1 protein-coding gene is annotated in these 319 nt (G+C 58.6%); it reads left to right on the top strand.

Features of this window, described 5'->3' with window-relative positions:
* On the top strand, positions 1–319 hold a 319-nt coding region (locus AC0IYH_RS30450; protein WP_471837879.1), incomplete at both ends, for a DUF2971 domain-containing protein.

The following is a 319-nucleotide window of genomic DNA, read 5'->3' as shown; positions in this document are numbered from 1 at the left end:
GCTGACGGGCTGACGGCGAACATCGAGACAATCAAGCAGGTGCCGTTCCAGAACGCGCAGTCGATAATTACGAACGCACTCCAATTCGCCACGCTATCGTTCAAGCACCCTGCGTTCGCGGAGGAGCAGGAGTGGCGCGTCATTCACCGGCCGCTTTCCGACCCGTCGCCATTCATCAAGTCGAGCATCGAAACGGTCCGCAGCATTCCGCAGATGGTCTGCAAGGTACCTCTGACGGACCAGCCAGGGTTGAATATGCCCTGGATGAACCTCGATAGGCTGCTCGACAGGATCATCATCGGGCCTTGCGTCTACCCGA

Source organism: Pseudomonas sp. AC463, from assembly GCF_979253585.1.
The sequence above is the reverse complement of the archived record's forward strand: the minus strand, read 5'-3'. Positions and strand labels throughout refer to the sequence as shown.